17 protein-coding genes and 1 pseudogene are annotated in these 14,793 nt (G+C 34.0%); 15 read left to right on the top strand and 3 right to left on the bottom strand.

The window, feature by feature from the left end:
• Positions 1 to 3 precede the first annotated feature (3 nt).
• From phnC to phnE (FP433_RS07225), 3 genes are read left to right on the top strand one after another with little or no spacing between them, the layout of a single operon-like run.
• The gene (gene phnC, locus FP433_RS07235) at positions 4 to 777 is read left to right on the top strand and encodes a phosphonate ABC transporter ATP-binding protein (protein ID WP_265486693.1); all 774 of its coding nucleotides are present in this window, start codon (positions 4 to 6) and stop codon (positions 775 to 777) included.
• Positions 770 to 1,561: a phosphonate ABC transporter, permease protein PhnE gene (gene phnE / locus FP433_RS07230; RefSeq protein WP_265486692.1), complete on the top strand. Its 792-nt coding sequence runs from the start codon at positions 770 to 772 to the stop codon at positions 1,559 to 1,561. Before phnC ends, phnE (FP433_RS07230) begins: the two co-directional genes overlap by 8 nt.
• On the top strand, positions 1,561 to 2,373 hold the full coding sequence (phnE, locus tag FP433_RS07225; protein ID WP_265483844.1) for a phosphonate ABC transporter, permease protein PhnE: 813 nt from the start codon (positions 1,561 to 1,563) through the stop codon (positions 2,371 to 2,373). Before phnE (FP433_RS07230) ends, phnE (FP433_RS07225) begins: the two co-directional genes overlap by 1 nt.
• Positions 2,374 to 2,413: 40 nt before the next feature.
• On the opposite strand, the gene FP433_RS07220 is transcribed toward phnE (FP433_RS07225), so the two are convergent.
• On the bottom strand, positions 2,414 to 3,154 hold the full coding sequence (locus FP433_RS07220) for an alpha/beta hydrolase (protein WP_265486691.1): 741 nt from the start codon (positions 3,152 to 3,154) through the stop codon (positions 2,414 to 2,416).
• Positions 3,155 to 3,241: 87 nt separating this feature from the next.
• Between FP433_RS07220 and FP433_RS07215 the strand changes: the two genes are divergently transcribed.
• The 3 genes from FP433_RS07215 to FP433_RS07205 are packed head-to-tail and all read left to right on the top strand — an operon-like array spanning position 3,242 to position 5,632.
• On the top strand, positions 3,242 to 3,838 hold the full coding sequence (locus FP433_RS07215; RefSeq protein WP_265486690.1) for a histidine phosphatase family protein: 597 nt from the start codon (positions 3,242 to 3,244) through the stop codon (positions 3,836 to 3,838).
• Between the two features lie 32 nt (positions 3,839 to 3,870).
• On the top strand, positions 3,871 to 4,929 hold the full coding sequence (locus FP433_RS07210; protein WP_265486689.1) for an ABC transporter permease: 1,059 nt from the start codon (positions 3,871 to 3,873) through the stop codon (positions 4,927 to 4,929).
• 16 nt (positions 4,930 to 4,945) lie between these two features.
• On the top strand, positions 4,946 to 5,632 hold the full coding sequence (locus tag FP433_RS07205) for an ABC transporter ATP-binding protein (RefSeq protein WP_265486688.1): 687 nt from the start codon (positions 4,946 to 4,948) through the stop codon (positions 5,630 to 5,632).
• Between the two features lie 17 nt (positions 5,633 to 5,649).
• On the opposite strand, the gene FP433_RS07200 is transcribed toward FP433_RS07205, so the two are convergent.
• Positions 5,650 to 7,056, bottom strand: a complete 1,407-nt coding sequence (locus FP433_RS07200; protein ID WP_265486687.1) for a C69 family dipeptidase — start codon at positions 7,054 to 7,056, stop codon at positions 5,650 to 5,652.
• 239 nt (positions 7,057 to 7,295) lie between these two features.
• Between FP433_RS07200 and FP433_RS07195 the strand changes: the two genes are divergently transcribed.
• From FP433_RS07195 to FP433_RS07175, 5 genes and pseudogenes are all read left to right on the top strand, one after another.
• The gene (locus FP433_RS07195) at positions 7,296 to 7,874 is read left to right on the top strand and encodes a TetR/AcrR family transcriptional regulator (protein ID WP_265483850.1); all 579 of its coding nucleotides are present in this window, start codon (positions 7,296 to 7,298) and stop codon (positions 7,872 to 7,874) included.
• 98 nt (positions 7,875 to 7,972) lie between these two features.
• Positions 7,973 to 8,527 carry an NAD(P)H-dependent oxidoreductase gene (locus FP433_RS07190; RefSeq protein WP_265486686.1) on the top strand — a complete coding sequence of 185 codons (555 nt, stop codon included), beginning with the start codon at positions 7,973 to 7,975 and terminating at the stop codon, positions 8,525 to 8,527.
• A pseudogene (locus FP433_RS07185) lies at positions 8,527 to 9,077 on the top strand (NADPH-dependent FMN reductase). The gene FP433_RS07190 and the pseudogene FP433_RS07185 overlap by 1 nt, the downstream one beginning before the upstream one ends.
• Positions 9,078 to 9,085: 8 nt before the next feature.
• Positions 9,086 to 9,877: a tyrosine-protein phosphatase gene (locus FP433_RS07180; RefSeq protein WP_265483853.1), complete on the top strand. Its 792-nt coding sequence runs from the start codon at positions 9,086 to 9,088 to the stop codon at positions 9,875 to 9,877.
• Positions 9,870 to 10,787: an FAD:protein FMN transferase gene (locus FP433_RS07175; RefSeq protein ID WP_265483854.1), complete on the top strand. Its 918-nt coding sequence runs from the start codon at positions 9,870 to 9,872 to the stop codon at positions 10,785 to 10,787. Before FP433_RS07180 ends, FP433_RS07175 begins: the two co-directional genes overlap by 8 nt.
• A gap of 36 nt (positions 10,788 to 10,823) precedes the next feature.
• Here FP433_RS07175 and FP433_RS07170 read toward each other — a convergent pair whose 3' ends face one another.
• Positions 10,824 to 11,360, bottom strand: coding sequence for a CvpA family protein (locus FP433_RS07170; protein WP_265486685.1), 537 nt, complete (start codon positions 11,358 to 11,360; stop codon positions 10,824 to 10,826).
• Positions 11,361 to 11,548: 188 nt separating this feature from the next.
• Here FP433_RS07170 and rsmG point away from each other — a divergent pair, with 188 nt between their 5' ends.
• From rsmG to FP433_RS07150, 4 genes are read left to right on the top strand one after another with little or no spacing between them, the layout of a single operon-like run.
• Complete coding sequence (rsmG, locus tag FP433_RS07165; RefSeq protein WP_265486684.1) at positions 11,549 to 12,268, top strand: 16S rRNA (guanine(527)-N(7))-methyltransferase RsmG; 720 nt, start codon at positions 11,549 to 11,551, stop codon at positions 12,266 to 12,268.
• Between the two features lie 21 nt (positions 12,269 to 12,289).
• Positions 12,290 to 13,147 (top strand): nucleoid occlusion protein, encoded by an 858-nt coding sequence (noc, locus tag FP433_RS07160; RefSeq protein ID WP_265483857.1) that lies wholly within the window; start codon positions 12,290 to 12,292, stop codon positions 13,145 to 13,147.
• On the top strand, positions 13,147 to 13,920 hold the full coding sequence (locus FP433_RS07155; protein ID WP_265486683.1) for a ParA family protein: 774 nt from the start codon (positions 13,147 to 13,149) through the stop codon (positions 13,918 to 13,920). Before noc ends, FP433_RS07155 begins: the two co-directional genes overlap by 1 nt.
• Positions 13,904 to 14,791, top strand: a complete 888-nt coding sequence (locus FP433_RS07150; protein ID WP_265486682.1) for a ParB/RepB/Spo0J family partition protein — start codon at positions 13,904 to 13,906, stop codon at positions 14,789 to 14,791. The genes FP433_RS07155 and FP433_RS07150 overlap by 17 nt, the downstream gene beginning before the upstream one ends.
• The last annotated feature ends 2 nt before the right edge of the window (positions 14,792 to 14,793 follow it).

Here is a 14,793-nt window from a genome sequence, read left to right as displayed (position 1 = left end):
TAAATGAAAAATCAACCAATGATTCAATTAAGAAATGTTAAAAAAGTCTATCCTAATGGTACAGTTGGCCTAAAGGACATTAATTTAACAATTAATAAGGGTGAATTTGTAGTAATAGTTGGTTTATCGGGAGCAGGGAAGTCGACACTATTACGCTCCATTAATCGTTTGCAAGATATTAGTGAAGGCGACATTGAAATTGATGGTAAATCTATTACTAAGGCAAGTGGAAAGCAGTTGCGCCTGATTAGACGTGATATTGGTATGATTTTTCAAAATTTTAATCTAGTAAAACGTTCCAGCGTTTTAAGAAATGTGTTAACTGGGAGAGTAGCATATTATCCAACGTGGAAGACTACTTTTAATTTATTTACAAAGGAAGATAAATTAAGAGCCTATGAAGCATTACAAAGAGTAAATCTTGGAGAAAAAATTTATGTACGAGCAGATAAGCTATCTGGTGGACAGCAGCAACGTGTAGCAATTGCCAGAGTCTTGACACAAGATCCTAAAATTATCTTGGCTGATGAACCAACAGCCTCACTTGATCCACAAACTTCTCACCATGTTATGCATGATTTAAAAATGCTAAATCAAGAGTATGGGATGACTGTGTTAGCCAATCTCCATAGTGTTGAATTGGCTAAAGAATTTGGGGATCGTGTAATTGGGGTACATGCAGGCGAGATTGTCTATGATGGAAAGATGAGTGAAACACCTGATTCAATTTTTGATCAAATATATCAAGGACAAAAGTTGGAGGAAGTAAATGAATAAGGAAAAGTTACCTAAACAAAAGTTAAAGACCTGGACGATTGTTTGGATTCTAGTGCTAATAGTTGGGTGTGTAGTGTCAATTGGAGATACAGGGGCACATATTAGTGAGTTATTTGATCCAAATAATTTTGATAATTTTTCAGAAATTTTGGTTCAAATGTTCCATCCTGATTGGTCTTATGCAACCTTAGCAATTCCTAAGTTAATTGAAACTTTGAAGATGGCAATCTTAGGAACATTTATTGGATCAGTAATTTCATTTATTTATGGTTTATTAATTGCAAGAAATATTGTTAAAAATAAAGCGGTAACTGGAATCTTGCGTTTAATTATGAATGTAATTCGCACAATTCCAGATTTGTTATTGGGTGCGATTTTTGTAGCAATTGTGGGGATTGGACCAATCGCTGGTATTATGGCACTGTCAGTGTTCACTTTTGGAATTGTAGTAAAACTATTTTATGAATCTGTTGAAACCATTGATCCTGGCCCAATTGAGGCCTTAACAGCTAGTGGAGCGAGTAAAATTCAAGTTATTCATTATGCGGTATTGCCACAAATTATGACTTATTTTATTTCAGATGTTCTCTACGCTTTTGAAATTAACGTTCGTGCATCAACAGTACTTGGTTATATTGGTGCAGGTGGTATCGGACTTTACTTACAGCAGACACTTCAAGTATTTGAGTATGAAAAGACTGGGTTAATCATTTTTGTGATTATTATTGTAGTGTTAATAATTGACTATATTTCAAGTAAATTTAGGGAGGCATTGATGAAATAATGGATAATGCAGTAAAAAAATTACCCCCACAAAATACTGGAAATAAAAAGAAGATAATTAATTGGTGCATTGGAATTATTGTAGCATTACTAGTTGTTTGGTCATGCACGGGGTTAGATTTTTCTGGCATCAAACCTACAGCTGGGCAAATTACAGGTGCAATTTTTGATGGAATTATTCATCCCGACTGGTCATATGTTTATAACGGTACGGGAGAAGACTTAATTTCACAACTATGGGATACATTATGTATTGCATTTTTAGGAACATTTATTTCAGCGTTTATTTCCCTTCCTCTTGCATTTTGGGCCGCAACTGGGAAACATAAGAAGTGGTATGTTTCTAGAACAGGAAAAACTATCTTAGCAATTATTAGAGCCTTCCCTGAAATTGTTCTAGCATTGATGTTTATTAAAGCAGTTGGCCCTGGAGCCCCAGCGGGTGTATTTGCACTTGGATTTCACTCAATTGGAATGCTAGCTAAACTATATTCAGAGTCAATTGAAAGTTTAGAAAAGGATGTCAATGAAGCGATAGTAGCAGCTGGGGGATCACGTTTTAATATCACAATGTTTGCTACGATGCCTAATTTAATGCCAGCGTTAATTTCGACTACGCTTTATCGTTTTGATGTTTCGGTACGTTCAGCTTCAATCCTAGGTTTGGTTGGTGCAGGTGGTATTGGATATCCATTAATCATCGCTATTCAATATCGCGAATGGAACAGAGTAGGGATCATTTTATTAGGAATTATTGTAATGGTAATTCTAATCGATTGGATTTCTGGAAAGATTCGAAAAAAATTAGTGTAATAAAAAATGTACCTTCCCTTGCATCGGGAGGGTACATTTTTTAGTGAAGAAAATTAGTTGTATAATCAACAGCAATTTTTTGATAAGGAGGAGTGAAGCGGTGATCTGCTCCATTTACTAGGTGTAAGATACTATTTTTATAAACTTCATGATATTTTTTGGAAGCGTTAGGACTCACTACTTGATCGTTAGTACCATGAATTAGACAAACAGGCCCTTGATAGTGCTTGGCAACATCATAAATTGGTAAAATTTGCGCAGTTCGTAGATAAAAACCTCCCACAGTAAAGTTACCAATTTGAATTGCTTCCGGAATATCATTTGGATTATAGGGAATTCCTTGTAAATCTCCCTTAAGTGCGTCTGAACGTAGGGTGGCAGCAGGAGCAAGTAAGACAACTTTTTTAATTAACTCAGCATTAGGATAGAGCCCTGCAAGCATTGAAGCAACTACACCACCTTGTGAGTGGCCTACTAAGTAAATATTTTTAACGTGATGATCTGCTAAGGCAAATTGGAAAATTGCATTGGCATCTGCAATTTCTCCTGGTACAGTCATATTTTCAAATTTACCATCTGAATCGCCACAACCATCAAAATCAAAACGCATTGTTGCTAGTCCTGCTTGGTTCAGACTATCGCTTACTGCTTTAATAATTGGTGAGTTACGATTTGCTTTAAAGCCGTGAAAAAGAATGGCTAGATCATAAGTTTCTTGATTAGGCTTAATATAGTCTCCCACTAGTGTTAAGCCATCTCTTTGAACTGTTACTTGAGTCATAAAATTAACCTCCATTTCTAAGAGTATTGTATACTTTTTATAAGAGAAATTGAAAAGTAGTGACTTATTAATGGGGAAAGTATAATAATGGAAGTAGTAATTTTAAGACATGGTGAAACAGAATTAAATGCACAAGGAAAGGTTCAAGGTGCTAGGGTAGATCCAAGTTTGAGTAAGACTGGACGAGAAGATGCTGAAAATGCAGCAAAAAACTTTGATGCCAGTCTATTTGATGCTATTTATGTGAGTCCTTTACAAAGAGCTCAAGAAACGGCTAAAATTTTTGTAGGTGAACGTTCTTATCAGATTGATGACCGAATTAAAGAATTTGATTTTGGATCATGGGATGAGCAACCAGTCTCCTACTTAAAAGATAAATATCCTGACGCTTTTGATAAAAATGGCTTTACCAATACTAATATGTATAAGTATGCAAAAGATATTGAGAGCAAAGAGCATTTTGAAAAACGGCTCGTAAGTTTTATGAATGAACTAGTCCAAAAGCTTCGAAGTGGTAAAATACTAATAGTTTGTCATGGAGTAGTTAGTCGCATGATTTGTGCCCATTATATTAGTAAGGGAGATATGACATCTTTTGCTCAAATGGGAAATTGTTGTGCCTGTAAGCTTTATTTGGATGAGCAAAAGCAGAGTTTAGTTTTCTATAATAAAAATTATGCCTAGAAAGAATAGAAGTAGAGTTTTGAGGTGGATTGATGTTTTTAGCGTTAAAAGAAATTAAATATGAAAAATTACGGTACGGATTAATAACCTTTATGATCTTTTTAATTGCTTTTTTAATTTTTATGTTAGCTTCCCTCTCCACAGGCTTGGCTTCTGAAAATACACAAGCAATTAATAGTTGGGAGACGAATTCAGTGGTATTGAATAAAAATTCAAATATTAATCTTGCCCAATCGGTGATTACCAAACAGGATATGAAAGATACCACGTTAAATAACCAAAAGCAAGCATACGTGGGTCAAACACCAGTTGTTGTAAAACATTCAGGAGATGGTACAGTTTCAGCACAATTTATTGGTTTAGATTATAAACAATATATTTATAAAAACTTAGATATTGTAGAAGGAACAAAACCAACAAAAAATAATGAAGTTTTAGCTGATACTGCTTTAAAAGAAAAGGGATATCGCTTAAATAATGAAGTAACTTTTAATAGCAGCAAGAAAAAATATAAAATCGTCGGTTTTGTAAAAAATGCCAAGATTAATATTGCACCAATTATCTACGGCAAGTTATCTGTTTGGAAGGCAATTCGGCCAATGATGCCTAATGCCGTTGCCTCAGGGATTATCTCAAAAAATAGCTTTAAGCTAGATTCTACAAATACAAAAACCTATGACCGCAATACTTTTGTTAAAAAGCTTCCAGGTTATATGGCACAAAATTTAACTTTTGAAATGATGATTGGCTTTTTATATGTAATATCTTTAATTGTAATTGCAGTCTTTTTATATATCTTAACTATTCAAAAACTTCCAAATTATGCGGTTTTACGTGCTCAAGGAATTCCAATGAAAACATTAATCGGAGCTACCTTAGGGCAATCATTAATTTTAGTAATTTTAGGAACAGTTATTGCCTGGGTAGTAATGTTAATTATGACAAAAGTATTACCAGCAGCGGTACCGCTTGATTTTGCACCATGGATCATGATTAGTGGCTTTGCAGGGATGATTGCTACAGGAATTATTGGTGGTTTAATCCCAATTCGCTCAATTATGAAAGTAGATCCAGCGAAAGCAATTGGCTAAAGAAAGAAGGATAAAGATGCCAGTAATTACTTTAAAAGATGTTAATAAAATTTATGGGAAAGGTGACGCACAAGTTCAAGCTTTAAAAAATATTAATTTTGAAGCAAATAAGGGTGAAGTTGTTTTAATTATTGGACCTTCTGGAGCAGGGAAAAGTACTTTTTTAACAATTGCGGGAGCTTTGCAGCGACCAACCAGTGGACAAGTGTTAATTAATGGTAAAGATGTTAGTCATTTAAAAAACAAGCAGGCAGAAAAATTACGGCTAAATGATATTGGATTTGTTTTACAAGCCTACAACTTGGTTCCATATTTAACAGTGAACGAACAATTTAAATTGGTAGAGAAAGTTAAGAAAAATAACTTAACTCAAGAAAAGTTAGATCAGCTTTTAAAAAAATTGGGAATTACTAATTTATTGAGAAAGTATCCGAAAGAATTATCTGGTGGTCAAAAACAGCGGGTAGCCATTACCCGGGCATTATTTGCTAATCCACAAATTTTATTGGCTGATGAGCCAACAGCTTCCTTAGATAGTGAACGCGTAGAGGAAGTGGGGCAAATGTTCCAGGACTTAGCGCGCCAGCAGCACAAAGCTATTTTACTTGTTACGCATGATTTACGGTTAGAAAAGTATGCTGATAAGGTGTATGAAATGATTGATGGAAGAATGTCAGATATAACAAAAAAACGCAGCTCTTAAGCTACGTTTTTAATTTTTTATAAATTAGGATCAATTTTAAATTTTAAAGGAGAATCTTCAGTTTGTAAGGTAATTAGTTGTGCGATTAATTGTTGATAATTTTTTATTGCACAGTTTGCTAGTTTCTGATTAGCGGTGTTAATAAGCTTTAATTTTTCTTCTTGTTGAGATAATTTGTGTAATTTTTTGTCAGTATCATAACGTAATTTGACAAGTTGCTCATTGGTTTGTTTTTGAGTATTGGTAAGTAAACTACCATACTTACTCCAATTTCGATCTACTAATACACTTGCCTCTTTAAAGACCCAATAAGCAGAGTTGGTGGTAAATTCTTTCTTACCGTACTTAAACATGGTAGGAACTTTTGTCCCTTGTGGGTAAAATGGAATATATACACTTTGAGAAGGAATTCCCATTGCTAACCAGTGGTACATATCATCATTTCGAAGTTGCAATAGATGAGATTCTTGCGTTGTAGCGATACTAATAGGACGAAAACGAGCAGGATTTTTAGCTTTACTTAAATCATATTGACTACCGTTATAATGATCGCTTAACACGCGTTGCGCATCTTGAATGGCAATTGGATGGTCTGGTCTTTGAATAAAAGGAAGATTGAAAGTGGTAGGGCTTTGTTCATGGGAAGGGGTAAGAAGTTTTTGCCCACTCCAAATGCGAGGGGTATTGTAAGTTAAATCACTATCGTCGTGGGTACCAAAAATTAGCCGAAAATTAAACGGTTGGTTTTGAGGCCAAAGATTATTTTGATTCACAAATTCTTGTAAGCCAGGCGAAGTAATGAAGTTAGCTGGATCACGGAAATTAACCTTTTCGATTGCGAGTTGGTTGGCCACAACGGCATAGGAGTCATCAGGAATCCGTTGGGCTACATAGTGATGCCCTGAACCAATTTCCATGTACCAAGCTTCATTTTTGTCAGCAAATAAAATTCCATCTGCTTCAGCTGCTCCATGTTCTTGCACGATTTTCCCCAGTCTTTCTACACCTTCACGAGCAGTTTTGATATAAGGTAAAACTACTGTTACCATTGCTTCTTCTAAAATCCCACTTTTTTCATTAAATGGATCAGCAGCTTGTACTCGGTCATTAGCATAGGCACTTTCGGTGGCACTCATTGCTACGTGGAATTCGTTGATTCCATCTTCTTCAAAAATACCATATTTATCTGTCCACTCTGGGGTAGAAGAATAAGCATATTTTTCTTGGGGTAAAGTTAACTCAAATTTATTGTCTTTTGATTTAAAAAAATTGTTTTCAATTATTTCATGTTGGTTAAAAGCTAAATGTTTAGGCCAAGCAGTTTTTGCATCTTCATTGCGGCCGATAATTACACTTCCGTCAGTTGTAGCACTTTTTCCAATTAAAATAGAAGTACATGAAGAACGTCCAAGTTGATGTGTCATATAAAATTCCTCTCTTACAAATACATTAGGTCGTTAATAGTGTATTAATTATAACAGTTTTAGATTTAGAAATTGAAAAAAATGAACAATACAGATTTTTTTGAAGGATAGGTTAAGTAGTTGGAAGAATTTTATCTAAGAGGTTGGACATTTTGGTTATTTAATATATAATGTAAAGTAACTAACGTTATATAACATCGATAACTACTTAATGTATAGAGTGAATAGGGGATGAAAAAGTGGCTAGACGAAAAGAAATAGATAAAAAGAAAATTTTGGATGCCGCTTACAAGCTTGCTGTTCGAGAGGGTGTAGAAAGCTTAACGGCGCGTAATATTGCTAAAGCAGCACATTGTTCTACTCAACCAATATATTTAGAATTCTCGAATATGTCAGACTTGCAAGAGCAAGTATTAGCAAAAATTTCTGATGAATTAAAGAACAGAACTCTTCAACAACACTTTACAGGAGAACCATTAATTGATTTAGATCTTTCTTATATTTATTTTGTAAAGGATCATGTTGGTTTATTTAAAGCAATGTTTGTAAATAATACTTTTGGTACTGATAGAATTTCACAAACATTAATGGAATTAGGAAAAGAAAAATTTAAGGAACAATTTGGGAAAACGGACTTTTCTGACGAAAGAATTCATAATATCCTAATCTCTAATTGGGTATCTGCAACTGGATTAGCTACTTTGCAATTAAATCAAATGTCTAATTTTTCAGAAGATCAAATTGTTATTGTTTTAAAATCTCAATTAGAGGATTCAATGAAGAATGACCGTTTCCACTTAGATAAAGTTGGAAAATAATGTAAAAAGATACTAGGGCTACTAGTATCTTTTTTGGTTCTAGAAAAAATAAATCGTATAATAGTAAAGAATAATTTAGTAGAAATGGAGAAAGTTAAATGAAAGTTCTTGCAATTGCAGGGAGTAATGAAATTAACTCTGATCAAACTCAACTTTTAGAATATATTAAGAAAAATTTTAATGATAAATATGATGTTAAAATTATGGAAGCTGCAGCGATGCCTATGTTTAAAGAGGGCGTAGATGAACCTGAAGATTTAAAAAACATGGGACAGGCGATTAATGAAGCGGATGCGGTAATTATTTCAACTGCTGAAAGTCAAAATTCAGTGCCGTCTTCATTAAAAAGTGTAGTGGAATGGTTATCTTCAGCAGAACATCCATTTAAAGAAAAGCCTCTATTAGTTATTGGAGCAGCCAAAGAACCTCAAGGATCAGCACGCGCTCAAGTGCGGTTAAAAAATGTTTTAGCTTCACCAGGAATTGGTGCAATTGTTTTTAACAATGATGAGTTTATGATGGGAGCATCACACCAACAATTTGATAAAGATGGTAATTTGCCAGAAGGAACTGCTAAATTCTTGAAATATTTCTTGGAAGAATTTGATGAATTTTATAATACAGTTAGTTCTAGAAAAGAGGAGAGAAAATAATGAGATTAGTAGCTATTGTTGGAACAAATGCAGATTTTTCTTTTAATCGTTTAATCGAAAAGTTTATGGCTAACCATTATAAAGATGAGGCAGAAATCGAAATTCTAGAAATTAATGATCTTCCTCGTTTTAAGAATGGAGCTAGTGAAAATGATGCTGTTTTAAATTTTAGAAAAAAGTTAGTCAAGCAGATGGCGTAATAATTTCCACCCCTGAATATGATCATGGAATTACTGCTCCACTTAAAAATGCTATGGAATGGCTTGGTAAAAGTAATTTTGATAAAAGCGCTCTTTATATGAAACCTGTTATGGTCTTAGGAGGTTCTTATGGGATTCAAGGTGCTAGTCGTGCCCAGGAGGATATGCGTGAAATCTTACTTTCTCCCGATTTAACAGCCAATGTTTTACCAGGTAATGAAGTTTTAATTGGACATGTTGCTGATAAGTTTGATAAAGAAACTGGTAAGTTAGTGGATCAAGATACAATTAAAGAAATTGATCAAGCATTTTCTAACTTTGTTAAGTTTGTGGATCAAAGTAAAAAATAGGCAAAGAAATGATAGATCCGCTTATTTTACCACTAAAGAAAGTTCCTAATGCGAGAGATTTAGGAAATTATTCTACCCAATCTGGACAAAGAATTAAAAAGCAACGTTTAATTAGAACAGGTAAATTATACAAACTGCCCCAAAGTGATGTAGCTTTTCTAGAGAAATATGGAGTAAATCAAATCATTGACTTACGGTCTTTAAGAGAAGTTAAAGCTGAACCTGATAGTAAAATTTTAGCTGCAAAACATTTGGTGATCCCTATTCATGCCCGTGGGGATGCAGATGTTGAAGAACGGTTAGCACAGTTGCGCTCTAAATATGCTGAAGATCAATATGCAGGCTTTAAAAAGATGTGTTTGCAATATCGGAGTTCTGTGCTAGATAAAGGTGCTCAGGCAGCTTTTCATAAAGTTTTAGTAGCCTTAGCAGAAAATAAATCAGGAGCAACTATTTTTCATTGTTCTGAAGGCAAGGATCGAACAGGACTGGTAACATTTTATCTTCTATTTATTTTGGGAGTAGACTTAGAAATAATTCGACAAGACTATTTGTTTTCAAATTTAATGTTAGATGATTACCGGGCTCAAATGACTAAAAGGGTAATTGCAAATGGTGGTAATTTCCAATTACAAGCAGCTATTCGATCTTTGGGTAGTGTTGCCAATGAATATTTGGATACAGGGATTTTTTTGATGAAAGAAAGATGGGGAAGCATCCAAAATTATATTCGGACTGCACTCCAAATTACTCCTGATATTGAAGAAAGTTTAAGAAATAATTACTTAGCTGATGACTAATTTAGATGTACTAACAACAACGCACTATGCCTTAGGAACAAAGATCACCTTAAAAGTCTGGGGAAGCAGATATGAGTCAATCTTAGCTGAGACTGTCAAGTTAATTGATCATTATGAAGATCTGTTTACAGTAAATAGATCTTATTCAGAAATAATAGCAGTTAATCAAGCAGCTGGTAAAAACCAAGTTACTATCTCTCACCCAAGTTTTGTATTAGCAAAAATAGCTATTTTAGAGAGTCAAAAAAATTATGGATTCAATGCTCTAATGGGTCCTGTCGTTAATAGTTGGCGCATTGGCTTTGAGGATGCCCATGTACCCAGTAAGGAAACTATTAGAGAAAAGTTAGCATTAACTAATCCAAAAAATATTGAAATTAATCAGGAAACAGAAAGTATTTTTTTGCGAGCTTCTGGGATGGAACTAGATTTAGGTGGAATTGCTAAAGGCTATATTGCTGATAGGATCTGTGATTTGTGGCATGCTTACGATGTCAGAGCAGGTATTATTAATTTAGGGGGTAATATTTTGTTTGTAAATAAGTCCCCTAAAAGAAAAGATGGACGCTGGCTAGTAGGAGTCCAAGATCCGCAAAAAGAGCGAGGGAAAAATATTACGTTAGCTACTGTTAATGAATGTTCAGTAGTAACAAGTGGCGTAAATGAACGTTTTTTACAAGTGGGCGAGAAAGTTTACCATCATTTACTTGACCCAGCTACAGGCTATCCTTTAGAAACTAACCTTTTTTCTGTAACTACTTTTACTAAAGATTCAATACAAGCTGAGTTAGAATGTAAACGATTGTTTTTTTGCCCGGATTTGATAGATCATTGGCAAAATAGTGAAAAAGGTCGCTATGGAGCAATTATAATTTATAAAGATCGCACTATAAAAAGAGTGGGAGTATAAAAAAGGTGTCTAGCATTAAACTAGACACCTTTTTCGTTAGCCTACAGTTCGACTAATTCCGAAGATCGTTTTGAAAACACCATTAGAGAGACCAGGTGTACTATAAATGATCCATCTTAAAAATGGTGCATCGATTGTTTGTTGGATAAACCACTGATTTTGAAAAATGGCACACATTGATAAAACAACATAGACAACGAAATAAGAAGCGATAAATGAAACTAAAGCTCCTAATACATGGTCTAATAATGGCCCTAATCCTTTGCGAGTAGGATCTCTTCGAGAAAGCCAGCTTTGAATGGTTTTAATAATTAACTTTCCGAAAAGCCAAATAACAATGAAAGCAAAAAATCTATAAGCCATTAGTTCTAAGCTAATGTTTCCAGAAGTAGGAACAACGTTTCCAGAAAAATTACTGTATAACAAGTTACCTAGGGGATCTTGTCCTAAAATTGCGGCCGCAAAGATAATTGCTGAAAAAATCATATTGATAATTCGTTGTGCAAATCCGATTTTATAGCCACTATAGGTTTCATAACCAAGATATAAGAGCACTAAAATAGTAATGATCATTCTAACTACAACCTTTCTTTGCTCTATTATAGATTAGAATTTTAAAAAAGAAATTTTTAATGAGATTTTTGACGTTTTTTTAAAAATACTACATAATTAAATAAGAAGAATTATTTAATTAATATTGTCGATGACCGTAAAATGCGGTACATTAAATAGGTGTGAAACAAGGTTTCACGGGTGAAAAAATGAATCCAGAAATTTTTACAAAAAATCTTGCTCAGAATGGAATTGAATTAACTGAGAAACAAAAACAACAATTTGCTACATATTATGAAGAATTGATTGCAACAAATGAAAAGGTAAATTTAACACGAATTACTGATAAAGAAGAAGTATACAGTAAGCACTTCTATGATAGTGTAACTCCTTTAATAGAATTTAAGGAGCTTTTTGAAGGTAATAAAACTCTTTGTGATGTAGGTGCAGGAGCTGGATTTCCAAGTTTACCTATTAAAATTTTGCAACCTGATTTAAAAGTAACGATCATTGATTCTTTAGGAAAGAGATTAAACTTTTTAAAGGCTTTAATTGAAAAGTTAGGATTGGAGAACGTTACATTAGTTCATAGTCGAGCAGAAGATGCAGGAAAAAATCCAGCTTTACGTGAAAAATTTGATCTGGTAACTGGTCGTGCAGTTGCAAGAATGAGCGTATTGAGTGAGTATTGTTTGCCGTTAGTGAAAAAAGATGGATATTTAATTGCTTTAAAGGGTCCTAAAGCTCAAGAAGAATTAAATGATGCAAAAAAGGCGATTAAAATTTTAGGTGGAGAAGTTCAAGAAGTAAAAGAGTTGGTGCTACCAAATAGTACAGATGAAAGAACTTTAATTGTCATAAAAAAGGTGGCAGTAACCCCTAAAAAATACCCGCGTCAAGCAGGTACGCCTGCTCGCAAGCCGTTATAATGAGATAAAGTGGAGGAAAGTATGGGATTATTCTTTAATCGAAAAAATGATGTTCCTAAGGAAAAACAAGTTCAAGAAATTGAATTAAGTAAAATAGTTCCTAATCCTTATCAACCAAGAAAAACATTTAGTGAGGAATCAATTGGAGAATTGGCACAAACTTTGGAACAACAAGGTTTACTCCAACCAATCATTTTACGTTCTCGTCCACAAAAGAATGACGAGTATGAAATTATTGCAGGAGAACGACGCTATCGGGCTGCAAAATCGCTAGGCTGGAATAAAATTTCGGCCATTGTTGAAGAGATGGATGATGAAAAAGTAGCTTCGTTAGCTGTGATTGAAAATCTTCAAAGAGAAGATTTGAATCCAATTGATGAAGCACAAGCTTATGTTCAATTAATGCAATCAAATGAATTAACGCAAACAGAATTGGCTAAGCAAGTGGGAAAAAGTCAATCTTATATTGCTAACAAGGTAAGACTTTTAAAACTAGATCCTAAGATTCAAGAATTATTAGTAAATAGGACTTTAACGCAACGTCATGGACGAGCTCTTTTAAAATTAACACCAGCGGATCAAGAAAGAGCTGCTCAAATAATTATTGAGCAACATTTGAATGTTAAGGATACTGAACGTTTAGTAAAGGATATTGATGGCTTTTTAGCTGAAGAAGAAAAACCAGAAGTTAAAAAGAAAAAAGTTAAAAAACCAACTGTTCGGATGCGTACACCTAAAGACTTTAGGTTACAAATTAATACTTTTAAAGAAGCAATTGAGAAGGCTAAACAATCAGGAATGGAAGTTAAATATAAGGAAGATAAGAATCAAGATTCATATACTCTTACCATTGAAATGCTCAGAAAGCAGGAGGACTAATGGCTCAAATTATATCTGTTGCTAACCAAAAAGGTGGAGTGGGGAAAACCACTACTACAATTAATTTAGGAGCTAGTGTAGCAAAGCATGGCTATAAGGTCTTAGTAGTAGATACAGATCCACAAGGGAATGCAACATCTGGACTTGGAATTGAAAAGTCTGATGTTGATCAAGATGTCTATAATGTTCTGATTGATGAAGTGCCTATTGCTTCGACTATTCATCATACTGAAGTTGAAAACTTAGATATTGTACCAGCTACAATTCAATTAGCAGGTGCTGAAATGGAATTGACCTCAATGATGGCACGAGAAACTAGATTAAAACAAGGAATTGATGAAGTAAATGATCAATATGATTTTATTTTTATTGATTGCCCACCTTCATTAGGACAATTATCAATCAATGCTTTTACCGCTTCAGATTCAATTCTTATCCCAGTTCAAAGTGAATATTATGCTATGGAAGGGTTAAGCCAGCTTTTAAATACAATTCGTTTAGTTCAAAAGCACTTTAATAAAAACCTAGATGTTGAAGGTGTATTAATGACCATGCTGGATGCACGAACAAATTTAGGCGCTGAAGTAGTGAAAGAAGTTCAATCATATTTTGGAGAAAAAGTTTATCAGACCATTATTCCTAGAATTACAAAGCTTGCTGAAGCTCCAAGTTATGGAGAGGCAATTACAGAATATGCTCCTAAATCACGTGGAGCAAAAGTGTATGATGAACTAGCAAAAGAGGTATTAAGTGCACATGGTAAAGAATTCTAAGGATTTGAAGAAAAGAGGATTAGGGCGCGGATTAGAGGCATTATTTGAAGATGCACCTAAGGTGAAAAATGACCAAGGTGAAGAAGTTCAAAAGATTACTTTAACTGAGATTAGACCTAATCCTTATCAGCCACGAAAAACTTTTGATGAAAAGAGTTTGCAAGAACTTTCAGCATCCATTAAAGAAAATGGAGTTTTTCAGCCGATTATTTTGCGTAAATCTCTCAATGGCTATGAAATTATAGCTGGTGAAAGAAGATTTAGGGCATCTAAACTAGCTAAAGAAAAAACAATTCCTGCTATCATTCGTGATTTTGATGAAGCACAAATGATGGAAGTGGCAATCTTAGAAAATTTACAAAGAGAAGATTTAACTCCATTAGAAGAAGCTCAAGCCTATGATACCTTGCAAAAAAATCTTGGCCTTACTCAAGAAGAAGTTTCTAAACGATTGGGAAAGTCTCGCCCTTATATTGCTAATTACTTACGCTTACTAACTTTGCCCCAAAAAACAAAGCGGATGCTTCAGCATGGTCAGTTATCCATGGGACAAGCTAGAACTTTATTAGGGTTAAAAAATAAAGAAGGAATTGATAAACTAGCTAAAAAAGTAGTAAGTGAAGGTATTACAGTTAGACAATTAGAAGCACTGGTTAATAAGCTTAATGAAAAAAACAAGTTAACTAAGAAAAAAGTTATAAGAAAGTCAGCTTTTATTGTTGCTAGTGAATCCCAGCTCAAAGATAGATTTGGTACGGGAGTGAATATTACTGAAAGTAAAAAAGGTAAGGGACATTTGTCAATTAACTTTGATTCTACGCAAGAGTTAAATAGAATTTTAGATTTATTAGGAGTAAATCTAGATAAATAATT

This window comes from Lactobacillus sp. PV012 (assembly GCF_014522325.1).
Classification (GTDB): domain Bacteria; phylum Bacillota; class Bacilli; order Lactobacillales; family Lactobacillaceae; genus Lactobacillus.
The sequence above is the reverse complement of the archived record's forward strand: the minus strand, read 5'-3'. Positions and strand labels throughout refer to the sequence as shown.

Excerpts from the sequence above, each read along its gene's own strand:
- FP433_RS07170 (WP_265486685.1), bottom strand. The coding sequence starts at position 11,360 with ATGATCATTACTATTTTAGTGCTCTTATATCTTGGTTATGAAACCTAT.
- phnE (WP_265486692.1), top strand. The coding sequence starts at position 770 with ATGAATAAGGAAAAGTTACCTAAACAAAAGTTAAAGACCTGGACGATT.
- FP433_RS07190 (WP_265486686.1), top strand. The coding sequence starts at position 7,973 with ATGAAAGTTCTTGCAATTGCAGGGAGTAATGAAATTAACTCTGATCAA.
- FP433_RS07150 (WP_265486682.1), top strand. The coding sequence starts at position 13,904 with ATGGTAAAGAATTCTAAGGATTTGAAGAAAAGAGGATTAGGGCGCGGA.
- FP433_RS07210 (WP_265486689.1), top strand. The coding sequence starts at position 3,871 with ATGTTTTTAGCGTTAAAAGAAATTAAATATGAAAAATTACGGTACGGA.
- FP433_RS07180 (WP_265483853.1), top strand. The coding sequence starts at position 9,086 with ATGATAGATCCGCTTATTTTACCACTAAAGAAAGTTCCTAATGCGAGA.
- FP433_RS07220 (WP_265486691.1), bottom strand. The coding sequence starts at position 3,154 with ATGACTCAAGTAACAGTTCAAAGAGATGGCTTAACACTAGTGGGAGAC.
- FP433_RS07175 (WP_265483854.1), top strand. The coding sequence starts at position 9,870 with ATGACTAATTTAGATGTACTAACAACAACGCACTATGCCTTAGGAACA.
- phnE (WP_265483844.1), top strand. The coding sequence starts at position 1,561 with ATGGATAATGCAGTAAAAAAATTACCCCCACAAAATACTGGAAATAAA.
- rsmG (WP_265486684.1), top strand. The coding sequence starts at position 11,549 with ATGAATCCAGAAATTTTTACAAAAAATCTTGCTCAGAATGGAATTGAA.
- noc (WP_265483857.1), top strand. The coding sequence starts at position 12,290 with ATGGGATTATTCTTTAATCGAAAAAATGATGTTCCTAAGGAAAAACAA.
- phnC (WP_265486693.1), top strand. The coding sequence starts at position 4 with ATGAAAAATCAACCAATGATTCAATTAAGAAATGTTAAAAAAGTCTAT.
- FP433_RS07200 (WP_265486687.1), bottom strand. The coding sequence starts at position 7,056 with ATGACACATCAACTTGGACGTTCTTCATGTACTTCTATTTTAATTGGA.
- FP433_RS07155 (WP_265486683.1), top strand. The coding sequence starts at position 13,147 with ATGGCTCAAATTATATCTGTTGCTAACCAAAAAGGTGGAGTGGGGAAA.
- FP433_RS07205 (WP_265486688.1), top strand. The coding sequence starts at position 4,946 with ATGCCAGTAATTACTTTAAAAGATGTTAATAAAATTTATGGGAAAGGT.
- FP433_RS07215 (WP_265486690.1), top strand. The coding sequence starts at position 3,242 with ATGGAAGTAGTAATTTTAAGACATGGTGAAACAGAATTAAATGCACAA.